Below are 16,908 nucleotides of genomic sequence, written 5' to 3' on the forward strand. Positions count from 1 at the left end.
AATCAGAGTTCTATAAACTAACTGGTACGGAACCGAATAGAGACAACTTAGATGAATTTTTTCATCTATAAGCTGGATGCATTACCTGTTAGTATACAGAATCCAGTGTGCAAGGTTTTATTCCGCGGGCACGTAGCAAAGGTGTGAAAAAGTTCTGCGGAAGATGCAAGAAGGAGCTGCCGCAGAATTCAAGATACCTGCTGTGCGACGAGTGCCACAGGAAGGTGGCGATTGCCGATGACGACAGGGAGTTCACCGAAAACTCGCGCGTCCACTGGCGCTAATGCCTTTTCCATATGCCTGCCCACCAGAACGCGAGGAGTCCGAACGCAAACAGCGTGATGCCTGTTGAAAGGTGCGTGGCGACTACGAGCGGGTGAAGCGTTGTCAGCACGGTCAGGAGGCCGAGGATCACCTGCGCCGATACTATTGCGGCCGCGATGACGGCGGCCTTTTTGGCGCGCCTTGCCCATAAAGGCACCGCTACGGCAGTCGCGTAGACAACTGCGGCGGTCACGGCCGCTACCACCCTGTGCACATACTCCATCAGGTAGTGGTCCTCTGGGGCTCCAAAGCCGTTGGGGCAGAGGGGCCACTCAGTGCACGCGATCCCTTTCTTCGTGAGGGAACCCGAGCTCAGGAAAACACCGATGAGCATAGTTGAATAAACGAGCCCTATAGAGATAAAGGCAAGGACTATGACCGGCTTTTTGAGCTCCGGTTCGGATCCCTCTTGCGCCACCGGAATGCGTTTGCCCGGTTCCAATTATTAACCTTGCCAGCGGGGATCCAGAGAACTTGACCACCAGCCTTAAAAATAAAAAATGAGAAAACAATGCATGCCCGTCGTGCTCCTCGTGGACCAGAAGCGCCAAACAGCCGATCTGATGAAGACGTATCTGCGCGCCGACGGCTACTCCGTCGACCACACGCCGGACCCTTCGAAGGCGCTGGAGCTTGCGGATCAGATTCGATACGATGTGGTCGTAACCGACCTTGTCATGTCCGGCATGACTGGGTTTGACCTGTACCGCGAAATAACGTTGCATGACGTGTGCGTGCGCTTTGTGTTTTTGATAACGCCGTCCAGCGACGCCCTGAAGCTTATGGGATCGCTTGACAGGCGCGACGTGATAAAGAAGGAGCCACTGTCCGTTAACGAGGTTATATCCAAGGTGCGCGCCGCGTTCATGAATAGTCGTTGAATATGCTGTTGAGGTGGGACACCAGCTCGTCGCGCAGCCGTATCACCCTGGCGCGCTTTTCGCCATCAAGGTCCATCATAAGCAGCGCGTCCAACGCTTCGACCAGGTACCTGATGTTTGTCAGAGTCAAGAGCACTTTTTCCTCTTCTACCTTGCCAGCCATGCCGTCGGTTTATACGCAGCGCTCATTATTAATTATCTCTGTTTTAATACCAGTCGCGCTATTTTGATGTGGCATGACCGACGGCGCAACAGACCCGGGCTTCCAGCGCCAGACCATAATCAATCTCTTTACCTCCGGCATAGACCCGGATACAATCGCGCTGCAGCTTGACATAAGCAAGGACCAGGTGGAAGCAGTCATTGCCAGCTTTCAGGAAGAAGAGAAAAAAAAGACCAAGTCGGCCACCGATGTCGCAGCCGCGCCGTCATTCTCGTCGTTCCCCCTCGATGGCCTCGTGGACAAGGAAGAGGCCGTCAAACAGGCACAGGAGCGCGTGTGGAAGGCGCTAAAATTCGAACCCGAGTTCGACCTAACCCGCGAGGAGACGCAGACGATACTTGAAAAGTTCGTCAAGTCCAAGGTCGAGTTTGTCATACTGCACATAGACTTGGTGGGCTCGACGAAGCTGTCCATGACGCTCCCGGCAGACAGGCTTGCAAACATAGTCCAGGCGTTCACGCAAGAGATGTCGATCGTGATAAAGGCGTACGGCGGCTTTATCCTGAAATACGTCGGCGACGCCATTCTAGCATTCTTTCTTGCTGACCGGGGCAACTTGCGTGTGCCGTGCCAGAACGCGGTTGCCTGCGCAAATGCCATGATAAGGGTGATGCAGCAGGGCATCAACCCCATCCTCAACCAATATGACTACCCCGAGCTGAATGTGCGCGTCGGGATAGACGTCGGCGACAACGTCGTGGTGCAGTACGGCTGGGACACGACGATGCTCGAGGACGGCAGGGTCATCCGCAAGCCCCACCTCGACATTCTGGGCTATACGATAAGCGTGACTGCCAAGATGACCTCATTTGCCATGCCTGGCCAGGTGGTTATAGGCGAGTTTGTATACGAGGCGCTTGCCGACGAACAGAAGGGGCTCTTCAAGCCTCTCGTGGTCAGCACCGAGGTGTGGGAGTATATGAGCGACTACACAGGCAAGATATACCAGCTGTACGGCTCGGTCTAGACAAGAGCCAAATACGCGTGAGCCCATATGTCATGTGCACGTTGTACTGTTGTTCTTTGCACAGGCAGCGTCCACTCCTGAACAGATAGAGGAATGCTTGGAGAAGACGATTTTGAAGACACGCTGCCTTGGAATGAACTACGATATCCAAACGGAGGTCAATTTGGACCCACTATGGGCTCTCCTTCCGATATTCGCCGGGACTGCCGCCCCCTGTCGCAGGGGTCATTTACCTCCAAGAAATCAAGTCACAGCCAAGCGAGCTGAAATCCTGTTAATCTCAACGATCTTCAATAACTATATATCAGAATTTGACTCCAGTTATCACATTGCACGCGATGGAATATGAGGACTCTTTTGTCAAGATTGCCGGCCTGATAGGCGGCGAGGAGTACGTCAAGGTTGCCCGGGCGCTCTTGAACACCGAGGACGTCACCGACGAGGAAATTGCGAGCGCGACAGGCCTAAAGATAAACATCGTGCGTAAAGTATTGTACGACATGTTCGGCAAGGCACTGATAACCGGGATCAGGGTCAAGGACGAGAAGAAGGGCTGGTTCGTGTATCGCTGGCGCGCCAAGCAGGACCACGTCGACAACTTCATAGAGAACCAGAAGAAAAAGATCCTTGACCGGCTGTACAAGCGCCTCGAGCATGAAGATTCCACGGAATTCTACCATTGCGGCAACCACGACTGCCCCCGGGTAAAGTTTGACGTCGCAATCGAGATGTTCTTCAAGTGCCCCAACTGCAAGGGCCCGCTCAACATGGTTGACAACAGCAGGGTCAAAGAGGCGCTGCGATACAAGATAGACCAGATAACGACCGACATTGCAAATGCAAAAGCCGCCGCGGCGGCAACAGCTGCGGCCGAGGCTGCCGAGGAAGAAAAGGAGCCTGCCAAGAAAGAAAAGAAAAAGGCAGCAAAGGCAAAGCCCAGACCTAAGCCCGCGCCAAAACCGAAAAAGCAGGCTTCCAAGAAAGAAAAGAAGCAAAAGAAAAAGTGATCAGCGGAGCATCGACTTTGCGGTCCTGAACATCCCCGACCACATCTCCCACGTCAGCCTGCCCGTGTGGGTGTTCTGCCTGCTCGGGTGGTACGAGGCAAGCAGGGTTTTGCCTGAAACTTCAAAACACCCGCCGTGCGCAAATGCAAGCCCCCTTACCCCGATGACCCTGCAGTAGGCGTCAAACGCTATTTTTCCGAGGGCCATCGTCACCTGCACGTTTCTTAGCATGCCAAGCTCAGCAGATAGGTATTTCGAGCAGTTCGCAAGCTCCAAGGCGAGGGGCTTGTTGTCTGGCGGCGCGCATCTCACTGCGGCAGTGATGTAGGCGTCGTCGAGCACTAGCCCGTCGTCCTTGGCGTAGCTCGTTGGCTTGCTCGCAAAGCCGTTTTCGTGCATGGCCCTTGCAAGCCAGTCGCCCGAGCTGTCGCCGGTGAACATCCTGCCGGTCCTGTTGCCGCCGTGCGCGGCAGGCGCAAGGCCCACTATGAGAAGGCGCGCGTTTGGGTCGCCCCAGCTTGGAAGTGGCCGCGCCCAGTATTTTTCGCCGGCAAACCGCCTTACCTTTTCCCTGCCCACCCTGCGTATGTAAGCTGCAAGCCTCGGACACTGTTTGCACCTGACAACCCGCCCGTTCAGCGGGTCCAGTCCGCTCCTATCCACAAGCAAGAGCGTTGCCGGAGGCAGAATAATCTTTTTATCACCCGTCGAAACGTTCGTTCTACGTTTGTCTAATTCCGATAACGGCACTGCAAGCGACGAACTGACCTGGATAGCGGGTTCCGTCGTCCTTAGCGACAACCCTCCGTTGCAGCTGAAGCACTGGCGCAAAAAGTTTGGCGTCAAGCAGGCCGACTTGGCCAAGAGGATGGCAATCACGGCGTCCGTATTGAGCGACTACGAGAAGGGCCGCAGGCCGTCGCCGGGGGCTAATTTCATCAAGCGCTACCTGCAGTCGCTGTACTATCTTGCGCGGGTCGAGGGCAGGAAGGAGCCGGAACCCGAGGTTGCGCCGATAGCGCCCGACGCTGTAACTATAAATCAGTCATAAGCGCTCATTTCTCCATGCCTCTCATATCGGTATCAATGTACCCCGGCAGGACGCAGCAGCAGAAGGACGATTTTGCAAAGGCAGTGACCGACGCGGCAGTCAGCATACTGAAGACCAAGCCGGAGCACGTCATCGTCGTGTTCGATGAGAACCCCAAAGAAAACTGGTTCCAGGCCGGCAGGCAGCTCTAAGCTTTTATCTCTGGCAGCGCGACCTTACTGCAGTTGACAGCGGTAGCGGTCGTGCAGTTCAAGTCGTCGGAGGACAAACAGGAGAACCTGAGGAGGTCTGTAGATTACGTCGCCGAGGCCTCTGCGAAAAAAGCCAGCATCGTTTGCTTTCCCGAGTTCCAGATGGCCTTTTCGCCCGACAGCCAGTCGCCCGCAGAACTGTCGAAAATGGCAGAAATCGTGCGGGGAAACTTTGTAACGGCGCTGCGCGCGGCTGCAAGGAAAAGCAGGATAGGCGTAGTTGCCACAATCTACGAAAAGGGCATGAATAACCGCGTGTTTGACACCGCAGTCGTCATTTCTGCCGGCGGGACGATAACGTCGGTGTACCGCAAGCTGCACCTCTACGATGCGCTGGGGTTCAAAGAATCGAAAAAGCTGATGGCAGGAAAAAAGATAGAAAAGCCAGTAAAAACTCAGGCAGGCAAAATAGGCGTCATGATATGCTACGACATACGCTTCCCCGAGCTTTCGAGGCTCCTCACGATAAAAGGCGCGGACATACTCGTCGCCCCCTCTGCTTGGGTGGCCGGCCCCATGAAGGAGGAGCACTGGCAGACGATGCTAAAGGCCCGGGCAATAGAGAACGGGTCGTACATGGTCGCGCCCGACCAGGTGGGCAACATCTACGCCGGAAGGAGCATGGTCGTTGACCCGATCGGTGCCGTCATTCTGGACATGGGGCAAGAAGAAGACATGCAAGTAGTCGAACTTGACATGAACAAGGTAAAACAGGCTCGGCAGTCATTGCCGTTGCTGAAGAACCGCCGGACGGACATCTACCGCCTTTCGGCGCGCTAGCAGGTTAGCGCAAGGTGGTGGTCGTTGTGGCTCGTGCGCCAGCCTATCTTACATTCATGTTTTTCTAGGGGGCACAAGAACCGCTCGCTGCAGTACTCACACATGTGCGAGTGGTCGCTCTCGAAGATCATGGCTGACTTTTCGCAGCTTTTCTTATCAAGCTAATGCAATAGAATTAGAGAAGATTTCTCTATTTGTACGGGCAATGCGTGTTCACGCAGATGCTCCAAGGCTTGGCCCTTCGCGCAAACACTACCTTGACAATCGGCCAACCACACTTGCACACCTTTGCCGCCTTTATCGCGCCTTTCTGCGGAAGCGGCGCCGACGTCCTGCAGCCGTGCTCATAGTTTGAGCACCCTACAAACCGCTTTTTCGTCTTTTTCGATCTTATTACGTGCAAGTTGCCGGTCTTGCACCCCGGGCACGCGCCTATGACATTGTCGGGCCTGGAAGCCGCACCTAACTCGAGGCCGATCTCCATTTCGCCCCGCCTGAACGCCTCAAGCGATTCGACGAGCCTGTCCACCGCGTACCCAATGACTGCAACCGGTTCCTCGAAGCCCCGCCCTATCTTTTCCAGCTGCTCCTCCATCGACCTAGTGAGCTCGGTCGAGAGTATGTCTGGCACGTGCTCCCTCATAGATTCGACGACTGCAAAGCCAAGGTCCGTGACTTCGATGCCGCCGCGCTTTTGCTGCAGATAGCTGCGCTTGAACAGCGTTCCAATGATGTCGGCCCTAGTGACCTTTGTGCCTATCGTTTCATGCTCCATCCTGGCAAGCAGGCTTGACTGGCTGTAGCGCGGGAGCGACTGCGTGAACTTCTCTTCCATCGCGACCTGCCTGTTTGCCAGCGCGTCGCCGGCGGCAAGCTGTGGGAGCGTCGCCTGCTCGATGCTTGCGTACGGCCTGTAAAACACAGTCCACCCTTCGTACAGCGTCACATTCCCTTCGGCGGCAAATGAATGCCCGCGCACGTCGATTGCGGCGCCGGTCCTTTCCGTCACGGTCGCGTCGCCAAACGTCGCTAGGAACCTCTTAACTATCAGGTCGTATATCTTGAATTCTAGGCCGGACATCCTGCCAAGAACACCCGTCGGGTAGATTGCAGGGTGCGCAGGGTCGGTCATGGATCCATCGTGCGGCGCAAGCTTGCTTTTTGAAAGCAATACAGAGGCAGAGCTGTAGAGCGACGAGCGTGCAAGTCCGGACACTATCTTGCGGTAGTTTATCGATGGCGGGAGTTTTTGGCTGGATGTCCTCGGGTACGATATGAGGGCCCTCAGGTACAGCTTTTCTGCTAGGGCAAGCGCATAGCCGGGCGACACCCTGAACAGCCTATACACCTCGCGCTGCAGGTCGCCGGTGTTGAAAGGCGCGGGCGACATCAGCGGGACTTTTCTTTTGTCGACCCCGGTCACGACGCCGTCCTTTCCAGTGCACGCGTCAAGCACGCCCTGCGCTTCTGCAAGCGTCTCCACTTTTGGTTTTGCATAGCGCGTGTGGACAACCTGGCCGTCTTTTTCAAAATCCGCCGTGACGACCCAGTAGGGGTCCGGGACATGCAGCCGGATTTCCTGCTCCCTGTCCGCGGCAAACGCAAGCGTGGGGCCCTGCACCCTGCCTATTGATAAATTGCGATATCCTTTGTTGCGGGCCTTGAACGACTGCGCAAGCGCCCTGGAAAGGTTCACGCCGTAAATGAAATCCAGCAGGTGCCGCGACCTGCCTGCCTCGGCAAGCCCCGCGCTCGGCTGCTGCAGGCTTGCAAACGACTCTTTTATGTCGTCGTCGGTCAGCGTCGAGAACTTGGCCCTCCTTGATTTTCCATAGGCGCCACCGCAGGTGTACTGCAGTATGCTGTGGCCTATCACCTCGCCTTCCTGGTCATAGTCGCAGGCGTGCACGAAACTGTCGGCGTCTCGAGATAGCTTGGAAATGACGTTTATCACTCTCGAACGACCCTCGAGGGGCGCCCACTCCAAGTCGAGCACTGGGTACACGCTCCTGTTTTTTGTGCTGTCGGCAAGGCCGTAGAGGTGGCCAAGAGCAGAGCAGACCTTGTAGTGCCTGTTTTGAAAATTTAAGTCAAACACCGGCACGCCGGCGATCCTAGTTTCCTTTGCGCCGCCGAGCGCCTGTGCTATCCTGCGTGCAGCGTCAGGCTTTTCGCACACTACCAGCGTGTACACGAAAAATCCTGACAACCCGGGGTATTAAACATGAACGGTGATCATTTCGCATCAATGTTGTCTAAGCTATTTATATTCAGGGTGAGCAGTCTCCCCTACATGACTAACAAAGTTTGCGTTCTTGGGGCCGGCAGCACGAGATATGGCAAGCTGGACGAGAGCATTATCGAGATCGCGCTCAGCGCGGCGAAGGACGCCATCGAGTCAGCGGGCATAACGCCAAAAGAGATCCACGCCGGCTACATTTCAAACGTTTTCGGGGTTGCGGACAAGCAGGTGCACATGGCGCCAGTCATCATGAGCAACCTCGGCATCTCACACGTGCCGGGCCTTACAATCGAATCTGCGTGCGGCTCAGGCTCTGTGATGTTTAGAGAAGCTTATGCAAACGTCGCGGCGGGCTTTTACGACTGCGTGCTTGCGCTTGGTGTCGAGAAGGTGACACACACGGGCACGGCGCACAGCACAACGCTATTTTCGTACTGCTCCGACTTTTTTTACGAGGGCGGAAACGGCGCCTCGTTCCCCGGGCTCTTTGCATCGATGGCGCGGGTCTACATGGACACACACAAGGCGACTGAAGAAGACTTGGCAAACGTCGCAGTTAAGAACCACGAAAACGGCTTCCTGAACCCAAAGGCACACGTGAGGAAAAAGATCACCGTCGACGATGTGCTAAAGTCGCCGGTCGTGGCGTCGCCTCTCAAATTGCTAGACTGCTGCCCGTTCTCGGACGGCGCCTCTGCAGTAATACTGTGCTCCGAGGACTTTGCGAGAAAGTCCGGAAAGCCTTACATGGAGATAATCGGCTCTGGCCGCGGCGCTTCACCGGCGTCAGTGCAAGGACGCGAAGACATAACGACGATCCCAAGCACGGTGGCCGCTGCAAGGCAGGCCTACAAGATGGCCGGCATCACGGCAGAGGACATCGACTTTGCGGAGGTGCACGACTGCTTCACAATAGCTGAAATAATCGACATCGAGGACCTTGGCTTTTACCCCAAGGGCAAGGCCGCGCACGCAGTGAGAGACGGCGCGACGAGGCTGACAGGGGAGATACCGATAAACCCGTCAGGCGGATTAAAGTCAAAGGGCCACCCGATTGGCGCGACCGGCGTCGGCCAAGTAGTGGAAGTATTCGAGCAGTTTACCGGCAAAGCAGGCGAGCGCACGATCAAGGACGCGGAAATAGCACTGACGCACAACTTTGGCGCGACCGGCGCAAGCGCTGCGGTGCACCTGTTCAAGAAGGTGGACAGGAGGTGACGGCCGTGTCAGAGTTTAAACACGGGGTCAGAGAGAAGTTCATCGAGGTTGCAAACAGGAAAAAGATACTGGCGCACAAGTGCGCCAAGTGCGGCCACCTAATGCTCGAGACGATCATGTTCTGTGAAAAGTGCTCTGCAGGCAAGTTCGAAGACGTTGAGCTTGAAGGCGCAGGCACCGTAGTTACCTACACAATCCAGGCGGTCGCGCCGGAGGGCTTTGAGGACGCCGACTCGTACGCGTGGGTCGTGTTCAAGATAAACGGCACGCAGGTGCGCGCGTCCGGCTTTCTGCCCGGCATCAAGACGCCAGCGGAGCTTCCCATTGGCACGAACGTCCGCGTCAAGGGCTTTGACGAAAAGCATGGACTCTTGCTGGAAAAAGCATAGCTACCCTACAACCGCAAATTCCTTTTGCACGGTTAGGTGTTCATTCTTGGCCACGACGGCGTACGTACCGGTCTGGTTCATGGATAGCGACTAGACGTGCGTTTTGGAATGCCAAGTAATCTCGAATTCTGCAAAATTTATCACTACTGGGCAGAATAACAACGAGCTTGCGTGTGTGCCATTATATTCCCAGACAATTACTCCTCCCTTCAAATCTTTGATCATGATTATTTCGGGATAGACGCACCCTCTTCCTTCTGTGCGACTGCAAAATCAAGTTCTCCCCTAACTCTGTAGGTTTCCCTTAGACCATCTATCCTGATCTGCAACAGGGGCGAATAATAATCTTGATCAATAGAAGGATAGAACGATCCGAATCCTGATGCGGTGGCATCTTGATGATAGCAAATAGCATCAAGAACGCTATGCCGATAACAAGGCCTACCGCTGTAGCGCCAGTAGCCATTACGAACATTTTCCTACACCAACTTGAGCATTGCGGAGAAACAGTCTAGTTTATTCATTCCAGTTGTAAAAAAACATCAAGGGAACTTTTCTTATTTCCCTGCGCGCAAGCAAGACCAAATGATGACAGCTGACGTCGTATGCAGCAAGTGCAGCTCTGTGATCTACACCATGCGCATGCTCAAATCAGTGAAGGACGCCATGCGGGCGACGAACAACCGCTGCCCGGTGTGCGGCGCGGCTCTCAACCCCTCAGATTTCACGGTCACCGCGACGAGGCGCTAAAACCACCCATTTTGTAGATCAGCTTTTCGCTAGCTGTTTGTAGACAAGCTTCAACACCAGCCCTTAACCAAATATGCGGCACCAAAACGCAAGAGGCCGATGGTCGAGCGCCAGCAGCTAGTTAGCCAAATAAACAATGCCACCTCGGTTGTGTACAACCAGCTCTCAAGGTTGAAGACCCTTGACAACAGGTTCGCCTCAATGGAGGCATACTACCTAGAGCAGGTCACAGCCAGCATCAAGACCGGCAACAACGGGAGGGCGAGGATCCTAGCAAATGAGCTCGCCAACCTCAAGAAGGTGCGCAGGACGACGCAGCACACCGGAATGGCTCTTGAGGCGCTCGTGATCCGGTTCAGCACCATCAATGAGTTTGCTATGATACTTGACACCATCGATCCCACGGTTGAGATGATAAAGGGCATCCAAGAAGACCTGGCCCGCTTCATCCCGCAGGCAGGTCAGGCGCTGTCCCAAGTATCATCAGTAACCGCAGACGTGCTCATCAACTCCAACGTGCGCTCCGAGGTGGGCAGGATATCAACCCCAATGGACCAGGCAGCCTACGACATCCTCAACGAGATAGAAGGGGCGCTGGAGAGCGAGGCAAAGGCCAAACTCCCAGAGATCCCGGCAAACATGCCTGTCAGGCAGCAAGAGGAACAGCCCGTGATGGTCGAAGGCTGAAAAGCTTGACCTTTTGGTCTAACTTGCCCACGTAGGGCCGGTAGCACTGTTTAGTAAAAAATATTTTACAAAGTAGTTTTAATCATTTGCACTGATAGCGGGGTGCAATGGAAACGGAGAGCCTAGACTATTCTCAAAAGGACGCCCGGAAGGGCGGCGTGCTGGAATCGGCGTCAAAACGCGTCCGAATGATATTTTCGGTGATGGCAAGCCCGAACAGGATCGACATACTGCGCATTCTGAATACAAAGGGACCCCTTACGTACTCGGAGCTCAAGGCACTGGCAGGATTCAAGTCAAAGAAAGAGTCGGGCAAGTTCGCCTACCACCTGAGAAAGCTGTTGCGGCAGCTGCTGGTGGCGCTGAATAAGGCAGAGCGCCGGTATACAATCACGAACCTAGGTAAGCTTGTGCTAAGCCTTGCCCGGCAAATAGAGGAACGGTCGATAATCGAGAGCGGCAAGATGTATGTCAGGACGAGCAACCACACCATAGAGGAGTTCAACTCACACAAGATAATACAGTCGCTTGTAAGGGAGGCAAGCTTGCCACTAGAGCAGGCACAAAAGATAACGGAGGAGGTCGAGAACAAGATCTACAAGTTCCAGACCGCGTATTTGACATCGTCACTCATACGCGAGACCGTGAACTCGGTGCTGATAGAGCACGGGCACGAGGAATACCGCAACAAGCTCGCACGCGTCGGCCTGCCAGTGTCGGACATTGCCGGGATGCTCGTAAGCGAGGAGGCTACAAGGAACGGCGTGCAGGGCATAATGAACAATACCGCTGACGCAGTGTTTTCAGAATATTTCGTGTTTAACACGCTGCCAAAGGACATTGCCGACATGCACCTTGCCGGCGAGATAAACATCGCCTCATCCGGCACGTGGGGGCTCCTTCCAGACACGATATTCGTTGACCTGTCAGAGCTTGACAGCTTTGACCTGCAGGGCAGGTTGCCTGCAGTTGCCAGGCTTGCGTCGCTCAAGAGTGCCGACGACATGCTCACCGCGCTGCCCGTGCTCATCCCGCTTCTTTCGTGCGAGGCTTCATCAGAAGTCGTCCTCGAAGGCGTGGCGCCAGCTCTTGCAAAGGCCAAAGACACCGATGACCTTGCTTCCAAGTTTGCCCGCGCGCTGGTCGCCTCCTCTGCAAGCAGCATCGGACCGGCTACTACCATAGCGATACCGCAAGAGACCGACGCCAAACAAACGAACGCGCTGCTTGACGGCTACAAAAAGTACGTCGAAGCCACGCCGCTGCCCCGCATCGGGCTTGTACTCGGCGCGGTGAAAAAGGAAAGCGCAGACCACGTTGCTGCGGCAGTTCGCGCCAGCGGCCTTGTAGCTATTGGCTCGGGACGCGCTGCGAATGGGATACGAAAAGCTGCCGGCGGCAAGAACCCGCCAGCGGCGATGACATTTCACTCGCTTTCCATAAACCTCCCGCGGCTTGCGTACGAGTCAAACAGAGACGAGACCTATTTCAGGGCCAAGCTCGCGCTTGCTATCAAGCCGTCGCTCGCAGCTTCTGTGATGCGGAAAAAAATTGTCCTTGAAAATGCTAGGCGCGGGCTCCTGCCGGCGTTCTCCGCGGCAACCCAGTCATTGCAGCGCGCAACAACAGGCGTCATCGTGAACTTGACAGGCGCGCACGAGGCAGTGTACAGCATCCTGGGTCACGACGCGGCCCACGGCGGAGTGGAAGTAATGCAGAAGGTGCTAAAGACCGCAGTCGACGTAGCGCAGTTGCAAGCCAAGCCGCTTGGCGAGGAAGCTGCAATAGCTATGGTGGCCGACAACTCTGGCGCGCGCTTTGCCTCCATAGACTCGGACAAGTATGGCAGGGTTTCCCTCTTCCAACCACTGAACGCCACCAGCTATTCCCAGGGAATGACATTGAGCGGCAAAGAACTCCTTTCAAAGGGCTCGGACCTGGTCAAAGAGTGCGCGGGCATCGACAAGCTCCTGAACGGCGGCCTCGCCGCAATCATAGACGTCACGGACCTCTCCACGGCCGAGGTCAGGAACGCGATAGAGGCGGCCTCGGGGCTTGCCTTTTCCCGTCCCCGCTTTGCGCTTGCCGTGTGTGTCACATGCGGAAAGAAATCAAAGGCGTCGTCGGACAGGTGCGAGTCGTGCAAGTCGCCGCACAGGCTCGTATAGCAGCAGCGCAGCTGCTCCCCCGCCTCATCTTTTTTCTGTAAAATTATGATAGTCAACTTCAAGCACCGGCGTGCCACGGGCCAAAACAGTTCACCAACAAGGTGCCAAAAACTTTTGTTTTATTTCGTTAAATTTCTGCATGACTTTAGCTTGAATTCGGCATTGTATGTCAAGAATATTCAGAAGTGTATTTTCTCTTAGCCGTCGTATGCATTTTTTTCACATGGAAAGTTAAAGTATGAGTGGTTTTAATGAAGTGCGGGATGGCGGGAGTTACTGAGTTTAACAACTCGAAAGAGAGCTCGTTAATCACTAAAATTCGGAAACGCGACGGCCGCATCGTAACTTTTGAGCAGTCAAAAATAGCTAATGCAATCTACAAGGCGCTCGTGGCAACTGGTAAGCCGGACTATCCGCTTGCGGAGAGGCTCGGCGCAAGGGTGGTGCAAAAGATGGCACAGCAGGGCTTTGGCTCTGAAAAGGCGGTCGCCACGGTGGAAGACGTGCAGGACATGGTCGAGTCGATACTGATAGAGGAGGGCCTTGCGGACACGGCCAAGTCGTATATCCTGTACAGGCACGAGAGGCGCAAGATACGAGAGGAGAAGATGAAGATCCTGAACAAGAAGGACCTCGACGAGGTCGACAAGGCGTTCGAGGTCAACTCGCTGCGCGTGCTTGCAGCCCGCTATTTGCTCAGGGACGACCAGAATGAGATAATCGAGGGTCCCAAGCAGATGTTCGAGCGCGTCGCCACGCTCGTCGGCATTGCAGACGTTATACACGACTTGCAGGTGTTCAACTTTACAGGGGGCCAGAAGCAGACCACTGAAGAGGCCGAGAAATACTACTCTAAGATAGCCGACTTTGACAACAAGTTCAAGATAGGCGAATACTGGCTCAACCGCTACCACTTTGAGGCGATGATACGCGTCTATGCGGATGCGGCAAGGCAGGGGCAGATGAAGGTCAGCTTTAAAGAACTGCTAAAGATGCTTGCAGAGGGCAAGCTTGCCTCGCACGGCGAGCGCATCAGGGAATACTACAACCTGATGATCTCCCGCGACTTTCTCCCCAACACGCCCACGCTCATGAACGCGGGCGCAAGGCTCGGGCAGCTTTCGGCGTGTTTTGTGCTCGACATGCCCGACGACATGGAGCAGATAATGAAGTCGTCGACCGACGCAGCGATGATATTCAAGTCCGGCGGAGGCGTGGGCATCAACTACTCCGACCTGAGGCCGGAGGGCGACATCGTTGCTTCGACGTCAGGCGTGGCATCAGGCCCGACATCGTTCATGAGGATAATCGACACCATCACCGACGTTGTAAAGCAGGGCGGCAAGCGCAGAGGTGCAAACATGGGCATCCTTGAAGCATGGCACCCCGACGTGGAAAAGTTCGTGACTGCAAAAACAAAGCCGGGCGTCTTTGAGAACTTTAACGTCTCTGTTGGCATCTGGGAGGACTTTTGGACAGCGCTGGTGAACAAGGAGGGCAACCACAAGTACACGCTGCGAAACCCGCGCACGCACGAGCCGGTAAGGCAGATAGACGCGCAGCAGCTGATCGATCTTATCGCGCTGAGCGCCTGGAAGAGCGCCGAGCCGGGAGTGATATTCTTTGACAACATCAACAAGTACAACCCGTGCATAGGCGCAAAGGGTGGTCCATTGCGCGCGACAAACCCATGCGGCGAGCAGTCGCTGTACCCGTACGAGTCGTGCAACCTCGGCTCGATAAACCTAGCCAATTTCGTCAAGCGCAAGGCAGACGGCATGTACGAGTTTGACTGGCAACGCTACGAGCAGGCAGTCAGACTCTCGACTAGGTTCTTGGACAACATCATCGACGTGAACAAGTACCCTGTCGAGGAGATAGAGGTAAACACGCGTGCCACACGCAGGATTGGCCTTGGCATCATGGGCATTGCAGACCTGCTGTTCATCCTCAGGATTTCCTACAACTCGAAGGACGGCTACGAGTTCATGAACAAGCTTGCCGAAGCAGTATCGTACCTCAGCATGGACGAGTCGGTCGCAATTGCAAAATCAAGGGGCCCGTTCTCCATGTTCAAGGACACGGACTACGTCAAGGGCAAGATACCGGTCGCCGGCTGCTACGAACTTCCACAGGAGACTCACACATACGACTGGGCCACGCTTACAGAAAAGATAAAGAAGTTTGGCATCCGCAACTCGTGGACTTCCACGATTGCACCGACAGGGACGCTGTCCATGATTGCCGACACGGCAAACGGAGTCGAGCCCGTCTTTGCGCTGGTCTACGAAAAGCGCGTGACTGTCGGCCGGTTCTTTTACACCGACAAGGTGTTCGAGCACGTGCTCAAGGAGAACGGCCTGTACTCGGACGAGATACTGACCAAGGTCGCCAACAACTATGGCTCCGTCCGTGGCATTCCGGAAATCCCCGACTGGATGCAAAAGACGTTCGTGACTGCAATCGACATACACTGGATGGACCACATTATGGCGCAGGGCATCTGGCAAAAGTGGATTTCAAACGCCATAGCCAAGACGATAAACATGCCCGGCGATGTGACTGCCGAGGATGTCAAATGTTCGTACCTCCTGTCGCACGAGCTCGGATTAAAGGGCGTTACGGTGTTCCGCGACGGCTCGAGGCAGGAGCAGGTGCTGCACATCACCGGCAAGAACACGGGCGAGAAGAGCTTTTCCGTTAAGCCAAGCAGGTACATCGCAGACTACGTCGAGAACAGCATCAAGGAGCCGTACGTCCTGGAGCAGATGCAAAAGATACTCAAAGAGTCAGGCGTGGACGACGGGAGCATACCCAGAGCGGAAATACTCGCGCCGGCAGAGGTGCCCAGGAAGATGACGCAGCCGGCCGCCATGCAGGTACTGGCCTCAAACGAGGAAGAGGTCTGCCCGTCGTGCAAGGCAAGGCTCATCATCACGGAAGGGTGCAACATCTGCATCGAGTGCGGTTACAGCGGCTGCGCATCGGGGTAGACACCGTTATTTTTCCAAACTATCATGGAATTGAATTTTTTCATAATCCATCGATATATGCAATGCGCGAAATTTGGGTATGTCCTTTGCCTATCCCAAGTGCGGCGGTGAGCTGAACGAGAAATACTTTGACGGCGGGTACTGGTTGGCAAGCAGGGAACCAGTGTGGACCTGCGGCCCGTGCAACGTGTTTTACCGCACAAAAGAGCTGAATAAGGTCCTGTGCCGCAGCTAGACACAGCTCAACATTCATTAAATATCACTGCGTAGATGCTGCCATGAATCCCGGCGCGCAAGAAGGCAGCACACCGACATTCAAGGCGCTTGAAGCTTATACCCGTGACGTTGGCCGTGCCATTGCGAGGATAGACTATGCCACAATGGATTCGATACATGCAAGCACGGGGGACATAATCGAGGTGAAGGGGAGACGCAGGACGGTAGCAAAGTGCCTGCCGCTCTACCCTTCCGACGAGGGCAAGGCGATAATCAGGATAGACGGCATAACCCGGAACAATGCCGGCGTGCGCATCGACGACAAGGTGGCAATCAGGAAGATAAAGACAGTCCCGGCAGAAAAAATACTGGTCGCGCCCATAGAAGCCATACCGCCTATTGACGAGCGCTTCCTTGCAGACGCGCTTGAAACCGTCCCGGTCGTAAAGGGGGACAACGTGCTTGTGCCGTACTTTGGAGGCAGGCTCACCTTTCAGGTGGTAAGCACCATGCCTGCGACCACGGCTGACAGCGCGGTCATGGTCAATCAGAAAACGGTCTTTGTCATCGCCGAAAAGAGCGAAGCCGCGCACGGCGTTCCCCGCGTGTGTTATGAAGAAATCGGCGGCCTGAAGGAGGAGATCCAGAAGGTGCGCGAGATGATAGAGCTGCCATTGAGGCACCCGGAGATATTCGAGAAACTTGGCATTGAGGCGCCAAAAGGCGTGCTGCTGTACGGCCCGCCAGGAACAGGCAAGACG

General features: G+C 55.1%; 17 protein-coding genes and 2 pseudogenes. 15 read left to right on the forward strand and 4 right to left on the reverse strand.

Going from position 1 to position 16,908, the window contains the following annotated elements; genetic code table 11:
• The first annotated feature begins 143 nt into the window (after positions 1-143).
• A complete protein-coding gene (locus VGA14_RS03660; RefSeq protein WP_331002389.1) occupies positions 144-284 on the forward strand; it encodes a hypothetical protein in 141 nt (46 codons plus the stop codon).
• Here VGA14_RS03660 and VGA14_RS03665 read toward each other — a convergent pair.
• On the reverse strand, positions 281-742 hold the full coding sequence (locus tag VGA14_RS03665; protein ID WP_331002390.1) for a COX15/CtaA family protein: 462 nt from the start codon (positions 740-742) through the stop codon (positions 281-283). The genes VGA14_RS03660 and VGA14_RS03665 overlap by 4 nt on opposite strands.
• A 97-nt stretch (positions 743-839) precedes the next feature.
• Here VGA14_RS03665 and VGA14_RS03670 point away from each other — a divergent pair, with 97 nt between their 5' ends.
• Positions 840-1,205, forward strand: a complete 366-nt coding sequence (locus tag VGA14_RS03670; protein ID WP_331002391.1) for a response regulator — start codon at positions 840-842, stop codon at positions 1,203-1,205.
• Here VGA14_RS03670 and VGA14_RS03675 read toward each other — a convergent pair.
• Positions 1,189-1,368 (reverse strand): hypothetical protein, encoded by a 180-nt coding sequence (locus VGA14_RS03675; protein WP_331002392.1) that lies wholly within the window; start codon positions 1,366-1,368, stop codon positions 1,189-1,191. The two genes, VGA14_RS03670 and VGA14_RS03675, sit on opposite strands and share 17 nt — an antisense overlap.
• 73 nt (positions 1,369-1,441) lie before the next feature.
• Here VGA14_RS03675 and VGA14_RS03680 point away from each other — a divergent pair, with 73 nt between their 5' ends.
• Both VGA14_RS03680 and VGA14_RS03685 read left to right on the forward strand, forming a co-directional pair.
• Positions 1,442-2,395 (forward strand): adenylate/guanylate cyclase domain-containing protein, encoded by a 954-nt coding sequence (locus VGA14_RS03680; RefSeq protein ID WP_331002393.1) that lies wholly within the window; start codon positions 1,442-1,444, stop codon positions 2,393-2,395.
• A 338-nt stretch (positions 2,396-2,733) separates the two neighbouring features.
• A pseudogene (locus VGA14_RS03685) lies at positions 2,734-3,228 on the forward strand (transcription factor); the annotation flags it as partial.
• A gap of 174 nt (positions 3,229-3,402) precedes the next feature.
• Here VGA14_RS03685 and VGA14_RS03690 read toward each other — a convergent pair.
• A complete protein-coding gene (locus VGA14_RS03690) occupies positions 3,403-4,065 on the reverse strand; it encodes a uracil-DNA glycosylase (RefSeq protein ID WP_331002394.1) in 663 nt (220 codons plus the stop codon).
• A gap of 64 nt (positions 4,066-4,129) precedes the next feature.
• On the opposite strand from VGA14_RS03690, the gene VGA14_RS03695 reads away from it, so the two are divergent.
• The 3 genes from VGA14_RS03695 to VGA14_RS03705 are packed head-to-tail and all read left to right on the forward strand — an operon-like array spanning position 4,130 to position 5,484.
• The gene (locus VGA14_RS03695; protein WP_331002395.1) at positions 4,130-4,453 is read left to right on the forward strand and encodes a helix-turn-helix domain-containing protein; all 324 of its coding nucleotides are present in this window, start codon (positions 4,130-4,132) and stop codon (positions 4,451-4,453) included.
• 14 nt (positions 4,454-4,467) lie between these two features.
• The gene (locus VGA14_RS03700; protein WP_331002396.1) at positions 4,468-4,644 is read left to right on the forward strand and encodes a tautomerase family protein; all 177 of its coding nucleotides are present in this window, start codon (positions 4,468-4,470) and stop codon (positions 4,642-4,644) included.
• Positions 4,645-4,677: 33 nt separating this feature from the next.
• Positions 4,678-5,484: a carbon-nitrogen hydrolase family protein gene (locus VGA14_RS03705; RefSeq protein WP_331002397.1), complete on the forward strand. Its 807-nt coding sequence runs from the start codon at positions 4,678-4,680 to the stop codon at positions 5,482-5,484.
• 190 nt (positions 5,485-5,674) lie between these two features.
• Here the strand turns inward: VGA14_RS03705 and topA are convergent, their stop codons facing one another.
• Positions 5,675-7,678, reverse strand: a complete 2,004-nt coding sequence (gene topA / locus VGA14_RS03710) for a DNA topoisomerase I (RefSeq protein WP_331002398.1) — start codon at positions 7,676-7,678, stop codon at positions 5,675-5,677.
• Between the two features lie 99 nt (positions 7,679-7,777).
• Here topA and VGA14_RS03715 point away from each other — a divergent pair, with 99 nt between their 5' ends.
• From VGA14_RS03715 to VGA14_RS03750, 8 genes and pseudogenes are all read left to right on the forward strand, one after another.
• Positions 7,778-8,944, forward strand: coding sequence for a thiolase domain-containing protein (locus tag VGA14_RS03715; RefSeq protein WP_331002399.1), 1,167 nt, complete (start codon positions 7,778-7,780; stop codon positions 8,942-8,944).
• A gap of 5 nt (positions 8,945-8,949) precedes the next feature.
• Entirely contained in the window at positions 8,950-9,333 is a 384-nt protein-coding gene (locus VGA14_RS03720; protein ID WP_331002400.1) for a Zn-ribbon domain-containing OB-fold protein, read from the forward strand.
• Between the two features lie 585 nt (positions 9,334-9,918).
• Positions 9,919-10,083, forward strand: a complete 165-nt coding sequence (locus VGA14_RS03725) for a hypothetical protein (RefSeq protein ID WP_331002401.1) — start codon at positions 9,919-9,921, stop codon at positions 10,081-10,083.
• Positions 10,084-10,182: 99 nt separating this feature from the next.
• Positions 10,183-10,770 carry a hypothetical protein gene (locus VGA14_RS03730; RefSeq protein WP_331002402.1) on the forward strand — a complete coding sequence of 196 codons (588 nt, stop codon included), beginning with the start codon at positions 10,183-10,185 and terminating at the stop codon, positions 10,768-10,770.
• A 107-nt stretch (positions 10,771-10,877) separates the two neighbouring features.
• Positions 10,878-12,938 (forward strand): anaerobic ribonucleoside-triphosphate reductase, encoded by a 2,061-nt coding sequence (gene nrdD, locus VGA14_RS03735; RefSeq protein WP_331002403.1) that lies wholly within the window; start codon positions 10,878-10,880, stop codon positions 12,936-12,938.
• A gap of 263 nt (positions 12,939-13,201) precedes the next feature.
• Complete coding sequence (locus VGA14_RS03740; RefSeq protein WP_331002404.1) at positions 13,202-15,931, forward strand: adenosylcobalamin-dependent ribonucleoside-diphosphate reductase; 2,730 nt, start codon at positions 13,202-13,204, stop codon at positions 15,929-15,931.
• A gap of 79 nt (positions 15,932-16,010) precedes the next feature.
• A complete protein-coding gene (locus tag VGA14_RS03745) occupies positions 16,011-16,166 on the forward strand; it encodes a hypothetical protein (RefSeq protein ID WP_331002405.1) in 156 nt (51 codons plus the stop codon).
• 43 nt (positions 16,167-16,209) lie between these two features.
• Positions 16,210-16,908 (forward strand): annotated as a pseudogene (locus VGA14_RS03750) (AAA family ATPase); the annotation flags it as partial.

The organism is Nitrososphaera sp., from assembly GCF_036397675.1.
GTDB lineage: Archaea > Thermoproteota > Nitrososphaeria > Nitrososphaerales > Nitrososphaeraceae > Nitrososphaera.

Bases quoted from the DNA above. Each gene is read 5' to 3' on its own strand.
- VGA14_RS03670 (WP_331002391.1), top strand. From the start codon at position 840: ATGCCCGTCGTGCTCCTCGTGGACCAGAAGCGCCAAACAGCCGATCTG.
- VGA14_RS03675 (WP_331002392.1), bottom strand. From the start codon at position 1,368: ATGGCTGGCAAGGTAGAAGAGGAAAAAGTGCTCTTGACTCTGACAAAC.
- VGA14_RS03680 (WP_331002393.1), top strand. From the start codon at position 1,442: ATGACCGACGGCGCAACAGACCCGGGCTTCCAGCGCCAGACCATAATC.
- VGA14_RS03700 (WP_331002396.1), top strand. From the start codon at position 4,468: ATGCCTCTCATATCGGTATCAATGTACCCCGGCAGGACGCAGCAGCAG.
- VGA14_RS03715 (WP_331002399.1), top strand. From the start codon at position 7,778: ATGACTAACAAAGTTTGCGTTCTTGGGGCCGGCAGCACGAGATATGGC.
- VGA14_RS03725 (WP_331002401.1), top strand. From the start codon at position 9,919: ATGATGACAGCTGACGTCGTATGCAGCAAGTGCAGCTCTGTGATCTAC.
- VGA14_RS03730 (WP_331002402.1), top strand. From the start codon at position 10,183: ATGGTCGAGCGCCAGCAGCTAGTTAGCCAAATAAACAATGCCACCTCG.
- nrdD (WP_331002403.1), top strand. From the start codon at position 10,878: ATGGAAACGGAGAGCCTAGACTATTCTCAAAAGGACGCCCGGAAGGGC.
- VGA14_RS03740 (WP_331002404.1), top strand. From the start codon at position 13,202: ATGGCGGGAGTTACTGAGTTTAACAACTCGAAAGAGAGCTCGTTAATC.
- VGA14_RS03745 (WP_331002405.1), top strand. From the start codon at position 16,011: ATGTCCTTTGCCTATCCCAAGTGCGGCGGTGAGCTGAACGAGAAATAC.